This window comes from Rhizobium alarense (assembly GCF_021555155.1).
Taxonomy (GTDB): Bacteria; Pseudomonadota; Alphaproteobacteria; order Rhizobiales; family Rhizobiaceae; genus Rhizobium_D; species Rhizobium_D alarense.
This window is the reverse complement of sequence record NZ_JAKGBU010000050.1, coordinates 1-13,991: the sequence shown is the minus strand read 5'-3', so window position 1 is coordinate 13,991 and position 13,991 is coordinate 1. Positions and strand designations below refer to the sequence as shown.

Here is a 13,991-nt window from a genome sequence, read left to right as displayed (position 1 = left end):
GTTTTCTCGGTGCGGCTTTGCGATGTCAGCCGGGCTCGACATTTCACCGGAACCTCCGCATGGCCCGACGCATCCATTCCTTCCGCGAGATCGCCGCCGACTACGACGTGGTGCTCTGCGATGTCTGGGGCGTGCTGCACAACGGCGTCGATGCCTTCGCCTTCGCCTCCGAAGCGCTGGCCGAGGCGCGCCGGGCCGGCCTGACGGTCGTGCTCATCACCAATTCCCCGCGCCCCTTCCCGGGCGTCAAGGTGCAGATCCGCGGCCTCGGCGTGCTCGACGAGGCTTATGACCGGATCGTCACCTCCGGCGACGTCACCCGTTCCCTCATCGCGTCCGGCCCGGACGCGATCTATTTCATCGGTGCGGACAAGGATCATCCGCTGCTCGACGGGCTGGGCGTCCGGCCGGTCGGCATCGAGGAGGCCGGCATCGTCGTCTGCGCGGGTCTGCGCGACGACGAGAACGAGACCGCCGAACAGTACCGCGACGAACTCGCGGCGCTCGCCGCCCGGCATCTGCCTTTCATCTGCGCCAATCCCGACCTTGTGGTCGAGCGCGGCCACCGGCTCATTCCCTGTGCCGGCGCGCTCGCCAGGCTCTACGGCGAGCTCGGCGGCTCGACGCTGATCGCCGGCAAGCCGCACCGGCCGATCTACGAGAAGGCCATGGCCGAGGCCCGCGCGGTGCGCGGCGACATCGATCCCGCCCGCGTCATTGCCATCGGCGACGGCATGCCGACCGACGTTAACGGCGCCGAAGCCTTCGGCCTCGACGTGCTCTATATCTCCGGCGGCATCCACGCCGCGCGCTATGTCGAAGGCGGCAGGACCGACGAGGCGAAGCTTGCGGCTTTTCTTGAGGCCGAGGGGGCGACGCCGAAATGGTGGATGCCGCGGTTGACGTGATGGGACGGGGGCTGCGACCATGACCGTTTTCCACCGCAACGAGACGAAGCAAAGGCTGCCGGAGGCGCTGTGCGGCGGCGTCGTCGCCATCGGCAATTTCGACGGCGTGCATCGCGGACACCAGTCCGTGCTGAACCGCGCGCTCGCCATCGCCGGGGATCAGGGGATTCCCGCCCTCGTGCTGACCTTCGAACCGCATCCGCGCACCGTCTTCCGGCCGGAGACCCCGGTCTTCCGCCTGACGCCGGCCCCTCTCAAGGCCCGCATCCTCGAGGGCATGGGCTTTTCCGCCGTCATCGAATATCCCTTCGACCGCTCCTTCTCGGAAACCTCCGCCGGCGACTTCATCCGCGCCACGCTCATGGAGTGGCTGCATGCGGCCCATGTCGTGACCGGCTTCGATTTCCATTTCGGCAAGGGGCGGGAAGGCGGCCCGGCCTTCCTGATGGCGGCCGGCCAGGAGAACGGCTTCGGGGTGACGCTGGTCGATGCCTTCCGCGACGAGAATGCCTCGGTCGTCTCGTCGAGCTTCATCCGGTCGCTGCTCGCCGACGGCGCGGTTTCCGAAGCGGCCGCGCAGCTCGGCTACCGCTACACGGTGGAGGCCGAGGTCATCGCCGGCAAGCAGCTCGGCCGCACGCTCGGCTACCCGACCGCCAACATGCAGCTGCCCCCCGAGGCGGAGCTTCGAAACGGCATTTATGCCGTGCGTTTCCGCCGCGCCGACGGCACGCTGCATGACGGGGTTGCGAGCTTCGGCCGTCGCCCGACCGTCGACGCGGACGGCGCGCCGCTGCTCGAGACCTTCGTCTTCGATTTCTCCGGCGACCTTTATGGCGAGACCTGTTCGGTCTCCTTCTTCGGGCATCTGCGCGACGAGCTGAAATTCGACGGGCTGGATGCGCTGGTCGTGCAGATGAAGCGCGACGAGGAGGAGGCGCGGGCGCTGCTTGCGGGCGTCAGGCCGTTTGGAGTTATCGATCGGGCGGTCTGCTTCTGATCAGCGGAAGAAGCGTTCGTCGAAGCGACGGCGGACGGACTTTTCGACGACGATGCGTTCGGCGTCCGGATGGCGCGGATTGATCAGCACGTTCGCCGCTTCCGGAAGGATGATCGAGGGAACCTTCAGCAGGCAGCTCCCTGCTGCCGCGAGCCACTCCGTTCCGATCTTCCGCGTTTCGTCCGGATCGGACAGGCGCGCGTCGTCGGCCTCCACGGTGGTCACTGCCAGCGTATCGGGACAGCGGATCGTCAGGAGCTGGAAATGGATCGGGATATCCTCCAGATCGACATGGACAAGGATTTCCAGCAGCGCCGTCGACGGATGATCCGAGCAGTAGACGACCGGTCGTCCTTGCCGGTGCCAGCGCCCTTCCGCCAGCAGGCCGCCGCGGCCGGAAAGATCGGCAAAGCTGGAGATGCGCCAGAGGTTCATGCCTCAGACATAGATGCCGAATTCGATCTGGTAGAGCGCCTGCTCCACGAGATGCGCGCCTGTTTCCGATTCGAGCAGGTCGACCGGCGCGACGCCGTTGAGGGCACGGCTCGGCTTGCGCAGCCAGCGGAGGGCCTTGACCCTGTCACCAAAGACCTGATCCGCATGCTCGATCACCCGGACAAGCCGGAGCGCACTGTCGTTCTCGGCGACCGTCAACGGTTCCCGGTTCGCTATCCGGCGCGCGATCGTCCGCCTTGGCGCGACGAAGCGATAAATCTCGTCCATGGAAAAGCCGAGGGCGGTCAGCGTCGAGAGCGTCGTGCCGTCATAGCGAGGCAAGCGGCCGTCGGACGCGATCTCGATCCGACGGCTGACCGATACGTCGTCGACGGGACCCGAAGGAGATGTATCCAAGACAATGCTCCTGTGCCATTTGCCACCCAATATATGCGCATCTGGCCAAATCCGCAAATGCCGGCGAACGTGGCTCGGATCTGCTTCTGATCAGCGGCGGCTGAGTGGAAAACGCGCCGCGTCGTCCTGCCACGGATCGAAGACCGCGACGCCCGGCAATCGCATGTCCCGGACATTGCGTGTGACGAGATAGAGATCGTGCTCCATCGCGGTCGCGGCCAGCATCGTGTCGATAACGGGCGGGGCGTGGCCTGTCGAAAGCTTGGCCTGTCCGGAAAGAACGCCCCATCGCCGCATGATGGCATCACCGAGCGACAGGACGCGCGCCGCGAAACGCTCTTCGAGAGCGTCGCGCGCAGCGGCATAACGATGTGCGTTCGGGTCGTCCGGCGCGAGATTGGCGATGCCCTTGTCGTACTCGGCGAGCGTCAGGACGCTGATGAACATGCGATGCTCGTCTGCCGCAGCCGCCCAGCGCTTGACCGACGGGGCGCCGTTGGGATTGGCGAGCGCGGAGAGGACATGGGTGTCGAGCAGCCAGCCGATCAAAGCTCGACGTCCCGGCCGCGATCGACGTCCCGTTCCAGGTCAAGCCCGTCGAGCCCGAGGCCTTCCATGAAATCGACCAGGGAGGTCGCGGGACCCACCCCTGTCAGGCGCTCGTATTCGTCGCTGCTGATGATGACCACGCTGTCCCGTCCGCGCACGGTGACATGCTGAGGGCCGTCGCTGCGCGCCTTGCGCACCACTTCGCTGAAACGCGCCTTCGCGGCCTCCAGCGACCACTTGCCGGTGTCGCTCCGCAGCACTTTTGCCATTGTATCCTCCAACTGGTCAGATAGTCAGATATACGTCACGGGGGGCGGAAAGTCCATTGTCGGCGGGGCTGCTGGCCGGCGCCTGGCCGCTCGGGTTATCGACACGCAGATTGCGTCTTGAGCCTTGGACCTGCTTGACGCGACTCGGGATTGCCCGTCAGGTACCGGTCGGGCCGTGACCGGTTCGACCGTGCGACAGACGAAATCCAGCAGGGATGAAAAGACCAATGGCAAGCACACCGCGCCGACCCGTCAATCCGAAGGATGCCGCCGAAGCCCTGTTCAGGCCGGCAAAGAAGCCCGTGGCGCCGGCCGTCGAAAGGCGCGGCCTGCCGGAAAGCAAGGAACTCGTGTCGCTCAAGCTCGACAGCGCCGTCATCGCCTACTTCCAGGAGGGCGGGCCGGGCTGGCAGGATCGCATCAACGATGCCCTGCGCGCCGTGATGCGGGACAAGCCCGCGGCCTGAGCCGGCCGATCCTGCTGGAGGCGTGGCAAGCCCCTTCCTTTTCGCCGGAAAACGGCTTAAACAACGCGCCACCATGACCCGATATCGTCGATTGATGATAGATCAGCGAATTATTGGCCCGGCCTTCCGCGCGCGTTGAACGCTGCCGGAAGGTCCGGGTTTTCGGTGCTTCCCGCAGGCGCCCTCCGATATCCCTTGAACACATCCCGTTCGCACGCGCGGCGAAACGCGCCCAGAGACGATAGCCACAGCCATGACCGACGCCGTTGAAAAAGTTGACTATTCCGCCACCCTCTACCTGCCGAAGACGGATTTCCCGATGCGCGCCGGCCTGCCGCAGAAGGAGCCGGAGACGGTCGCCCGCTGGCAGACGATGGAACTCTACAGGAAGCTCCGCGCGTCGGCCGCCGGCCGCGAGAAATTCGTGCTGCATGACGGCCCGCCCTATGCCAACGGCAACATCCATATCGGGCACGCGCTGAACAAGATCCTGAAAGACGTCATCACCCGCTCGTTCCAGATGCGCGGCTACGACGCCAACTACGTGCCCGGCTGGGACTGCCACGGCCTGCCGATCGAGTGGAAGATCGAGGAGAAGTACCGCGAGAAGGGCCAGAACAAGGACGAGGTTCCGGTCAACGAATTCCGCCAGGAATGCCGCGACTTTGCCGCCGGCTGGATCAAGGTCCAGACCGACGAGTTCAAGCGCCTCGGCATCGAGGGCGACTTCGACAATCCCTATACGACGATGAATTTCCACGCCGAAGCGCGCATCGCCGGCGAACTCCTGAAGATCGCGAAATCGGGCCAGCTCTATCGCGGCTCGAAGCCGATCATGTGGAGCGTCGTGGAGCGCACGGCGCTGGCGGAAGCCGAGGTGGAATATGCCGAGGTCGAAAGCGACATGATCTGGGTGAAGTTCCCGGTGCTCGGCACTGATGTCCTACTCAAGAATACCGCACCGACATATGGTTCGGGGGCGAAGGCGGATAGGGAGTTAGAGCAAAAGACGCAGGCACTTGTCGAAGCTCACAAGAAATTGGAAGCTGATTTATCAGGGGCGTTTGTCGTCATCTGGACGACCACCCCCTGGACCATCCCCGGCAACCGCGCCATCGCCTTCTCGTCGCGCTACGCCTATGGCCTTTACGAGGTCACCGAAGCACAGAACGACTTCGGCCCCCAGCCCGGCGAGAAGCTGATCTTCGCCAAGCGTCTCGCCGATGAGTGCGCGGCAAAGGCCAAGGTAGTGCTCACCTTCGTCCGCGACATCGAGGCCGACGAACTCTCCGCCGTCACCTGCGCCCATCCGCTCGCTTCCCTCGGCTACGACTTCAAAGTCCCGCTCCTCGACGGTGACCATGTCACCGACGACGCCGGCACCGGGTTCGTGCACACCGCCCCCGGCCACGGCCGCGAGGACTTCGATGCCTGGATGGCGGAGGCGCGCAATCTGGAGGCGCGCGGCATCTCGTCGAAAATCCCCTTCACCGTCGACGACGCCGGTTTCTACACCGCCGATGCGCCGGGCTTCGGTCCGGACCGCGCGGGCGGGCCGGCACGGGTCATCGACGACAAGGGCAAGAAGGGCGATGCCAACGATGCCGTCATCAAGGCGCTGATCGCCGCCAACAACCTCTTCGCCCGCGGGCGGCTGAAGCACACCTATCCGCATTCCTGGCGCTCGAAGAAGCCGGTGATCTTCCGCAACACGCCGCAGTGGTTCGTCTATATGGACAACGACTTCGGCGACGGCACGACGCTGCGCTCGCGGGCGCTGTCGGCGATCGACGACACGCGCTTCGTGCCTGCCGCCGGCCAGAACCGGCTGCGCGCGATGATCGAGCAGCGTCCGGACTGGGTTCTCTCCCGCCAGCGCGCCTGGGGCGTGCCGATCGCCATCTTCGCCGACGACAAGGGCGAGATCCTTATCGACGAGGCGGTCAACGCCCGCATCCTCGAGGCCTTCGAGACGGAAGGGGCGGACGCCTGGTTCGCCGAAGGCGCCAGGGAGCGCTTCCTCGGTGCGCGCGCCAATGAGCCGTGGACCCAGGTGATGGACATCCTCGACGTCTGGTTCGACTCGGGCTCGACGCATACGTTCACCCTCGAAGACCGCCCCGACCTCAAATGGCCGGCCGACGTCTATCTCGAGGGCTCCGACCAGCATCGCGGCTGGTTCCATTCCTCGCTGCTCGAAAGCTGCGCGACGCGCGGCCGCGCGCCCTATGACGCCGTCGTCACCCATGGCTTCACCATGGACGAGAAGGGCGAGAAGATGTCGAAGTCCAAGGGCAATGTCGTCGCGCCCCAGGACGTGATGAAGGACGCCGGCGCCGACATCCTGCGCCTCTGGGTGATGACGACGGACTACTGGGAGGACCAGCGGCTCGGCAAGGCGATCATCCAGACCAACATCGACAGCTACCGCAAGCTGCGCAACACCATCCGCTGGATGCTCGGCACGCTGGCGCACGACACCGGCGAGGAGATCGCGTTTGCCGACATGCCGGAACTCGAGCGGCTGATGCTGCATCGGCTCGCCGAACTCGATGCGCTGGTGCGCGAAGGCTATGACGCCTTCGACTTCAAGAAGATCACCCGCGCGCTGATCGACTTCTCGAATGTCGAGCTCTCCGCCTTCTACTTCGATATCCGCAAGGATGCGCTCTACTGCGACGCCCCGTCGTCGGTAAAGCGCCGGGCGGCGCTCTGCGTCATCCGCAAGCTCTTCGAATGCCTGGTGACGTGGCTGGCGCCGATGCTGCCCTTCACGATGGAAGAGGCCTGGCTGTCGCTGAAGCCGGATGCGGTCTCGGTGCATCTCGAGCAGTTCCCGGCCGTTCCCGCTGCATGGCGGAACGACGCGCTGGCGGCGAAGTGGGAAAAGATCCGCGACCTGCGTTTCGTCGTCACCGGCGCGCTGGAGATCGAGCGGCGCGAAAAGCGCATCGGTGCCTCGCTGGAAGCGGCACCCGTCGTCCATGTCGCCGATCCGGCGCTGATGGCGGCGCTGGAGGGACAGGATTTCGCCGAGATCTGCATCACCTCGGCGATCTCGGTGGTCGCGGGCGACGGCCCGGCCGATGCCTTCCGTCTGCCGGAAGTCGCAAGAGTGGCCGTCGAGCCGAAGCTCGCCGAAGGCCGCAAATGCGCCCGCTCCTGGCGGATCACCATGGATGTCGGCGCCGACCCGGACTATCCGGACGTCTCGGCGCGCGACGCGGCGGCGCTCCGCGAGATCGGCTTCCGCGCGGCGGCTTGACCGATCCGCCCGCGCCGCAGGGCGCGGGCCGTCATGGCGGGGCTTGACCGGATGAATTGCGCTTCGCCGCCTCATCCGGTAAAGCTGCCTGAAAATCGTCGGATTTTTCGGCCATGGGGCACGGATGATCGGCTTGGGTGTGACCGGCTCTGCTGGAAGGGTTTCATGGGAATGACGCGGAAGTTTCGATTTGCAGCCGGCGCGGCGGGCCTCATCGGCGCCATGCTCTTGCTCTCCGGCTGCATCGGCGGACCGACCTACGGCACCGACAAGACGGCCGGCGAGCAGCTCGTCGACGACCTCGGCAATGCCGTGATGCTGCGCCCGGGCAATGGCGAGGAACGCGAGATCAAGTACCAGCCGCGCGGCTCGCTCGTGCTTCCGAAGGATGAGAACAAGCTCGTCGAGCCGCAGCAGTCGCTGGCAGGCTCGGACAACAATCCGCAATGGGTCGAGGCCCCGGAAGAGACGCGCCAGCGGCTGCGTCACGAAGCGACCGAGAACCGCCACAACCCGGCCTATGTCTCGCCGCTGCAGAAGCAGGGCGATACGGCCCGCAAGCTGTCGGCCGCCGAGCAGCGCGAAGCCTATCGCGCGGCGCGGCGCGAGCAGCAGGGTCTCTACGCCGACAAGCGCCGCTACCTGAGCGATCCGCCGCTCGAATACCGGCAGGTGCCGGAGGAGGCCGTGGCCGATCTCGGCGAGCCCGAGAAGGACAAGGAACGCCGCCGCAAGAAGGAAGCCGCGATCGCCGGCACCGGCTCGAGCTGGTGGCCCTTCTGATCGCCTGACGGTTGCCTGATCGCATGACGCTCTCGATCCGCGACGCCGTTCCCGCCGATGCCGCGGTGATCCTGCGCTTCATTACCGAACTCGCCGTCTACGAGAAGGCGGGCCATGAGGTCGAGGCGACGGTCGAAAGCCTGACCGAAAGCCTGTTCGGCCCATCCTCCGTTTCCCGGGCGATCATCTGCGAGACGGCGGACGGCACGGCCATCGGCTTTGCGGTCTGGTTCAAGAGCTTTTCGACCTGGCAGGCGAAGAACGGTCTTTATCTCGAAGATCTCTATGTCACGCCCGAGCATCGCGGCAGCGGCGCCGGCCGCCGGATGTTGCGGCATCTGGCACGGCTGGCCGTTTCCGAAGGCTGCGGCCGTTTCGAGTGGAGCGTGCTCGACTGGAACACGCCGGCGATCCGCGTCTACGAGGCGATCGGTGCCGAGCCGCAGTCCGAATGGGTGCGCTACCGGCTTTCCGGCGAGACCCTCCGGGCTTTTGCGGAAGGCTGAGAGCGGCTCAGCCGCGTTTTCGAAGCAGGAACAGGTGCAGGGCGTGCGCGCCGACGAAGGTGGCACTGACGAAGAGCAGGGCGGAGCGGGACCCGCCCGCGAATGCCACGGCGGCGAGCGTTGCCAAGGCCAGTGCCGGCGTGAAGGAAAGCGCTGCGGTGCGCGGCAGCGACCAGCGCGGCGTGCCGTCCCGCCGCCATTGCATCGTCAGTCGGTCCGCGCGGGGCGCGATACGGCGTCCGGCGGCAAGCGACATCAGGGCGAGCAGGAGCACGGTTGCTCCGATGACGAGAAGAGCAGTCACGCGGGGTCGCGCCTTTCCTGGAAAAAGGTCTTGAGGATCGCCGCTGCCTCCGCCTCGCCGATCCCAGAATAAACCTCCGGCGCATGGTGGCAGGTCGGCTGCGCGAAGAAGCGCACGCCGTTGTCCACCGCGCCGCCCTTCGGGTCTTCGGCGCCGTAATAGAGCCGGCGCAGCCGGGCGAAGGATATGGCGCCGGCGCACATGGTGCAGGGTTCGAGCGTCACGTAGAGATCGGCGCCGGAGAGGCGTTCCCGGCCGAGCCGGGCCGCCGCCGCGCGGATCACCGCGACCTCCGCATGGGCCGTCACGTCGTTGTCCGCCCGGGTGCGGTTGCCGGCCCGCGCGACGATCTCACCGTCGAGGACGAGCACCGCGCCGACCGGCACCTCGCCGCGGTCCGCCGCCGCCCGCGCTTCGGCGAGCGCCGCCTCCATGAAGCGATTTGTCATTGCCGGCACGAATTCCTCTTAACCCCGGGCGTCCGACCTGATAGGAGACGCCAAAACGCAGGCAGCACAAATGACATTCAAAGACAAGCCAAAACGGCCGGGCGGCAAACCCGCCGGCCGGGACCGCAAGCCGCGCAGCGGCGGCGAGAAGCCGTTCTCCAAGGGTGCTGCCGCGAAGGCCGGCCCGGGCGCGAAGGCGGCGAAGAAGCCGTCGGGCGACGCAAGGACCGCAAAACCCGCGCCGCGTCGCGCCGAGGCTGTGGTTGCCGAGGGCGTCGCCCAGGCGCCGGAGCGCATCTCCAAGCTGCTCGCACGCGCCGGCGTCGCCTCGCGCCGCGACATCGAACGCATGATCATGGAAGGCCGGGTCAGCGTCAACGGCAAGGTGCTCGACACGCCGGTGCTCAACGCCACGCTCGCCGACCATATCGAGGTCGACGGCCAGCCGATCCGCGGCATCGAACGCACGCGGCTGTGGATCTACCACAAGCCGGCCGGACTGGTGACGACGAATTCCGATCCGGAAGGCCGGCCGACCGTGTTCGACAACCTGCCCGAGGCCCTGCCGCGGGTGCTCTCCATCGGCCGTCTCGACATCAACACCGAAGGCCTGCTGCTGCTCACCAATGACGGCGGCCTCGCGCGCGTGCTGGAACTGCCGGCGACCGGCTGGCTGCGGCGTTATCGCGTGCGCGCCCATGGCAAGATCGAGCAGGAGGCGCTGGACAGGCTCAAGGACGGCATCGCCGTCGAGGGCGTGCTCTATGGCGCCATCGAGGCGACGCTCGACAAGGTGCAGGGTTCCAACGTCTGGATCACCATGGGGCTGCGCGAAGGCAAGAACCGCGAGATCAAGAACGTGCTCGGCGCGCTCGGCCTCGACGTCAACCGCCTGATCCGCATCTCCTACGGCCCGTTCCAGCTCGGCGAACTGCCGGAAGGCCACGTGCAGGAGATCCGCGGCCGCACGCTGCGCGACCAGCTCGGCCCCCGCCTGATCGAGGATGCCAAGGCGAATTTCGACGCGCCGCTCTTCGAGCACGAGCAGCCCGCCGCCGAGGAGAAGCCCGCCCGCGCGGCCGCGCAGCCTGCCCGCGAGGAGCGCAGCGAACGGCCGTTCCGCGAGAAGGACGGCGACCGGCGCGAGAAGGCGCGTGCCCGTCTCGACACGAAGCGGGACGATTTCGGCCCGAAACGCGACCGCGACGACGATCGTTTCGCCGACCGTCCGAAACACAAGCCTACCGGCCATGGCCGCACGGCCAATGTCTGGATGGCGCCCGGCGCCCGGCCCGTCACGGAGAAGAAGACGAAGGCAGCGGAGGGCGAGGAGAGCGTCAAGCGCACGCCCCGCGCCCGTCCCGAGGGTGCGCCCAAGGTGAAGCGCTACGGCCGCACCTGGGGCGACGAGGCGACGCGGACCACGAACAAGCACGACCCGGACCGCGGCGACAGGCCGGCCCGCGCCGCGCCGCGCCGCAGCGCCGAGAATGCGGACGCCAGGCGCCGGGTGCTAGGTGCCGGCCCGGAGGGCGGCGACTGGATCCGGGCGAGCGAGCCGGAAGCGAGGCCGCGCGACGGCGAGGAGCGCGGACCGCGCCGCAGGCCCTCGGGCGCCGGCGACCGGGAGGCGAGGCGCGATTTCGGCGATCGGCCGCCGCGCCGTGACGGCGACAGGCCGCAGGGCGACCGCCCGCGCGGCCGGCCCGCCGGCGGCAAGTCCTTCGGGGAAAAGCCATCCGGCGACCGGCCTTTCGGCGACAAGCCGCGTGGCAAGCCCTTCGGCGGCAAGCCGGGCGAGAAGTCCTTCGGCGGCAGACCGGCCGGGAAATCTTTTGGCGGCAAACCCGGTGGCAAATCCTTCGGCGGCAAGCCGGGCGGCAAACCCGCTGGCGGCAGGCCTGCCGGCGGCGGCAAGCCGCGCGGCCGGGGCAAGTGACGCAGCATGCGGATCGTCGGCGGTGAGTTTCGCGGACGGGCGCTCGCGACGCCGAAGTCGAACGACATCCGGCCGACGAGTGACCGCACGCGCGAGAGCCTGTTCAACATCCTCGCCCATGCCTACCCCGAAAGCCTCGACGGCAGCCGGGTGCTCGACCTCTTCGCCGGCACCGGCGCCGTCGGCCTCGAAGCGCTGTCGCGCGGCGCGCGTGCGGCCGTCTTCGTCGAGCAGGGCGTCGAGGGGCGCGGGCTGATCCAGTCGAATATCGAAGCCTTCGGTCTTCAGGGCCGCGCGCGCATCTTCCGGCGCGATGCGGCGGCGCTCGGTTCCGTCGGCACCATGGAGCCGTTCCAGCTGCTTTTCGCCGATCCGCCCTATGGCAGGGTGCTGGGCGAGAAGGCGCTGGCCGCGGCGGCGGCCGGCGGCTGGCTCGTGCCGGGCGCGCTTGCGATCCTCGAGGAGCGCGCCGACATTGTCCCGGCTGCGATCGGCGGATACGATCCCGTGGAAACGCGCGCCTTCGGCGATACGCAGATGCATTTCTACCGCTTCAACCCGGCCTGATGCGGGCCAAAGGGGATTGTCGATGACCGGGACCGCCGCCGTTCCGTCTCCATCAGCCTCGTCCAGCCGTTCGGCCACGCCGCCGACCGTGGCGCTGGCGCTCGGCGGCGGCGGTGCGCGGGGCCTCGCCCATATCCACATCATCGAGGCGTTCGACACTCTCGGCCTAAGGCCTGTCGCCATCGCCGGCTCGTCGATCGGCGCGATCATGGGGGCAGCCATGGCCGCCGGCCTCAGCGGCGCCGAGATCCGCGACCACACGCTTGCGACCGTCGGGCGTCGTGCCGAGGTGCTGAACCGCATCTGGAGCCTGCGGCCGGCGACCCTGGCCGATGCGTTCGGCAACGGGCTGCGGGTCGGCCAGTTCAACCTCGAACGCATCCTGCGCGCCTTCCTGCCGCCGGGTCTGCCGGAGCGCATCGAGGAGCTGGAGGTACCGACCAAGATCGTCACCTCCGATTTCTACGCCCAGCGTGAATGCGTCTGCGAGGATGGCGACCTGTTCCGCGCGCTTGCCGCTTCCGCCGCGCTGCCGGCGGTCTTCATGCCGGTGATGATCGAGGGCCGCGTGATGATCGACGGCGGCCTCAGCAATCCGGTGCCCTTCGACCACCTGCGCGGCCTTGCCGACATCGTCGTCGGCGTCGATGTGATCGGCAAGCCGGAAGGCGACGAGACGGCGATGCCGAACCGCATCGACAGCCTGTTCGGTGCCTCGCAGCTGACCATGCACGCGATCGTCGAGGGCAAGCGCGCGGCCGGCGCGCCGGATATCTTCCTGCGGCCCGACGTGGGCCGTTTCCGCGTGCTCGATTTCCTGCGGGCGAAGGAAATCCTCGCCGCGACGGCCGGCGTGCGCGATGCGCTGCTGCGGGCGCTGGAGGAGAGGCTTTCCCGTCCAGGCATCTGACGTGTCGTCAGTCGGCCGGCGTCGGCTCGGTCTCGAAGGGCATCTCGTCGTCGTCGGCCATTTTCTCCGTGTGTTTCGGCTTGATCAGCGGTTCCGGCCGCACGGGTTTCGAATGCAGCATGTGGCGCCCGGCGCTCAGGCCCTCGGCCGCCTGCAGCGCGAGCCGCGCCTCGTCGCGCCGGCGGATGTCGTCGCTGATGGCCAGCGCCTCCTCCTCGCCGATGCCGAGCGCCTCCAGCGACCTGCGGCCGAACAGCAGGCCGGATTCGAAGGTCTCGCGCGTTTCGTGGTCGACGCCGCGTGCCCGCAGCGACAGGGTGTGGATGCGGTCGTAGGAGCGGGCGAAGACGCGGGCATTCGGATAATCCGCCTGCACCATGTCGACGATCCGGTCGGTGATCTCCTTCTTGTGCGTGCAGACGGCGACGATCTTGGCGCGCTCGATGCCCGCCGCCCGCAGCACGTCCTTGCGCGTCCCGTCGCCGAAATAGATGCGGAAGCCGAAGCTTGCCGCCTGCCTGATGCGGTCGGCCGACTGGTCGATGATCGTCACGTCGCGCCCGCCGGCGAGCAGGATCTGCGCGGCGATCTGGCCGAAACGCGAGAAGCCGATCATCAGCACGTCCGCGCCCGCGCCCTCGAAATCCTCCTCGAGCTCCTCCCGCTCGTCATCGATGAGCAGCAGGCGCGACAGCGCGGCGGCGAGCGGTGTCAGCGCCATCGAGACGGTGACGATGACGATGAGCAGCGAGGCGTCCGCCTGGGAGAGGATCCCCGCGGAGGCAGCCGCCGTGAAGAGCACGAAGCCGAACTCGCCGCCCTGCGGCAGGAGGAGCGCGATGCGCACCGCGTCGTTGTGCGGCGAGCCGGAGAAGCGGCAGAGCAGATAGACGAGCGCGCTCTTGACGGCCATCAGCGCCGGCACAGCGGCGAGGATGACAAGCGCGTTGTGCAGGATGACGTCGACCTGCAGCGACAGGCCGACCGCCATGAAGAACAGCGCGAGCAGGATGCCGCGGAACGGCTCGATGTCGGCTTCGAGTTCGTGGCGGTAGGAGGATTCGGCGAGCAGCACGCCGGCGAGGAAGGCGCCCATCGCCATGGAAAGCCCCGCCATCTGCAGCAGCGAGGCCGATCCGAGCACGACGAAGAGGGCGGCCGCGATCATCGCCTCGCGCGCGCCGGTGCGCGCGATCACCTGGAACAGCGGATTGAGAACGTAG

General features: G+C 67.6%; 16 protein-coding genes. 9 read left to right on the top strand and 7 right to left on the bottom strand.

Going from position 1 to position 13,991, the window contains the following annotated elements:
- The first annotated feature begins 59 nt into the window (after positions 1-59).
- Positions 60-908 (top strand): TIGR01459 family HAD-type hydrolase, encoded by an 849-nt coding sequence (locus LXM94_RS15950; protein ID WP_235772461.1) that lies wholly within the window; start codon positions 60-62, stop codon positions 906-908.
- 19 nt (positions 909-927) lie between these two features.
- A complete protein-coding gene (locus LXM94_RS15945) occupies positions 928-1,908 on the top strand; it encodes a bifunctional riboflavin kinase/FAD synthetase (RefSeq protein WP_235772460.1) in 981 nt (326 codons plus the stop codon).
- Here the strand turns inward: LXM94_RS15945 and LXM94_RS15940 are convergent, their stop codons facing one another.
- The 4 genes from LXM94_RS15940 to LXM94_RS15925 form a co-directional block, all read right to left on the bottom strand.
- Positions 1,909-2,343: an RES family NAD+ phosphorylase gene (locus LXM94_RS15940; protein WP_235772459.1), complete on the bottom strand. Its 435-nt coding sequence runs from the start codon at positions 2,341-2,343 to the stop codon at positions 1,909-1,911.
- Positions 2,344-2,346: 3 nt separating this feature from the next.
- The gene (gene parS / locus LXM94_RS15935) at positions 2,347-2,760 is read right to left on the bottom strand and encodes a type II RES/Xre toxin-antitoxin system antitoxin (protein WP_235772458.1); all 414 of its coding nucleotides are present in this window, start codon (positions 2,758-2,760) and stop codon (positions 2,347-2,349) included.
- 90 nt (positions 2,761-2,850) lie between these two features.
- Positions 2,851-3,309 (bottom strand): type II toxin-antitoxin system VapC family toxin, encoded by a 459-nt coding sequence (locus tag LXM94_RS15930; protein ID WP_235772457.1) that lies wholly within the window; start codon positions 3,307-3,309, stop codon positions 2,851-2,853.
- Positions 3,306-3,578 carry a type II toxin-antitoxin system Phd/YefM family antitoxin gene (locus LXM94_RS15925; protein ID WP_235772456.1) on the bottom strand — a complete coding sequence of 91 codons (273 nt, stop codon included), beginning with the start codon at positions 3,576-3,578 and terminating at the stop codon, positions 3,306-3,308. Before LXM94_RS15925 ends, LXM94_RS15930 begins: the two co-directional genes overlap by 4 nt.
- A gap of 227 nt (positions 3,579-3,805) precedes the next feature.
- On the opposite strand from LXM94_RS15925, the gene LXM94_RS15920 reads away from it, so the two are divergent.
- From LXM94_RS15920 to LXM94_RS15905, 4 genes are all read left to right on the top strand, one after another.
- Positions 3,806-4,045: a BrnA antitoxin family protein gene (locus tag LXM94_RS15920; protein ID WP_235772455.1), complete on the top strand. Its 240-nt coding sequence runs from the start codon at positions 3,806-3,808 to the stop codon at positions 4,043-4,045.
- A gap of 253 nt (positions 4,046-4,298) precedes the next feature.
- Positions 4,299-7,310: an isoleucine--tRNA ligase gene (ileS, locus tag LXM94_RS15915; RefSeq protein WP_235772454.1), complete on the top strand. Its 3,012-nt coding sequence runs from the start codon at positions 4,299-4,301 to the stop codon at positions 7,308-7,310.
- A 165-nt stretch (positions 7,311-7,475) separates the two neighbouring features.
- Positions 7,476-8,093 carry a hypothetical protein gene (locus tag LXM94_RS15910; protein WP_235772453.1) on the top strand — a complete coding sequence of 206 codons (618 nt, stop codon included), beginning with the start codon at positions 7,476-7,478 and terminating at the stop codon, positions 8,091-8,093.
- A 23-nt stretch (positions 8,094-8,116) separates the two neighbouring features.
- Complete coding sequence (locus LXM94_RS15905; protein ID WP_235772452.1) at positions 8,117-8,599, top strand: GNAT family N-acetyltransferase; 483 nt, start codon at positions 8,117-8,119, stop codon at positions 8,597-8,599.
- A 7-nt stretch (positions 8,600-8,606) separates the two neighbouring features.
- Here LXM94_RS15905 and LXM94_RS15900 read toward each other — a convergent pair whose 3' ends face one another.
- The gene (locus tag LXM94_RS15900) at positions 8,607-8,903 is read right to left on the bottom strand and encodes a hypothetical protein (protein ID WP_235772451.1); all 297 of its coding nucleotides are present in this window, start codon (positions 8,901-8,903) and stop codon (positions 8,607-8,609) included.
- Complete coding sequence (locus LXM94_RS15895; RefSeq protein ID WP_235772450.1) at positions 8,900-9,352, bottom strand: nucleoside deaminase; 453 nt, start codon at positions 9,350-9,352, stop codon at positions 8,900-8,902. The genes LXM94_RS15900 and LXM94_RS15895 overlap by 4 nt, the downstream gene beginning before the upstream one ends.
- A gap of 70 nt (positions 9,353-9,422) precedes the next feature.
- Here LXM94_RS15895 and LXM94_RS15890 point away from each other — a divergent pair, with 70 nt between their 5' ends.
- The 3 genes from LXM94_RS15890 to LXM94_RS15880 are packed head-to-tail and all read left to right on the top strand — an operon-like array spanning position 9,423 to position 12,768.
- Positions 9,423-11,291, top strand: a complete 1,869-nt coding sequence (locus LXM94_RS15890; protein ID WP_235772449.1) for a pseudouridine synthase — start codon at positions 9,423-9,425, stop codon at positions 11,289-11,291.
- Positions 11,292-11,297: 6 nt separating this feature from the next.
- The gene (gene rsmD / locus LXM94_RS15885) at positions 11,298-11,858 is read left to right on the top strand and encodes a 16S rRNA (guanine(966)-N(2))-methyltransferase RsmD (RefSeq protein WP_235772448.1); all 561 of its coding nucleotides are present in this window, start codon (positions 11,298-11,300) and stop codon (positions 11,856-11,858) included.
- 22 nt (positions 11,859-11,880) lie between these two features.
- Positions 11,881-12,768 (top strand): patatin-like phospholipase family protein, encoded by an 888-nt coding sequence (locus tag LXM94_RS15880; RefSeq protein WP_235772447.1) that lies wholly within the window; start codon positions 11,881-11,883, stop codon positions 12,766-12,768.
- Between the two features lie 7 nt (positions 12,769-12,775).
- Here the strand turns inward: LXM94_RS15880 and LXM94_RS15875 are convergent.
- Positions 12,776-13,991, bottom strand: a 1,216-nt coding sequence (locus tag LXM94_RS15875) for a cation:proton antiporter domain-containing protein (protein WP_329605618.1), incomplete at its 5' end; no start/stop codon positions are given.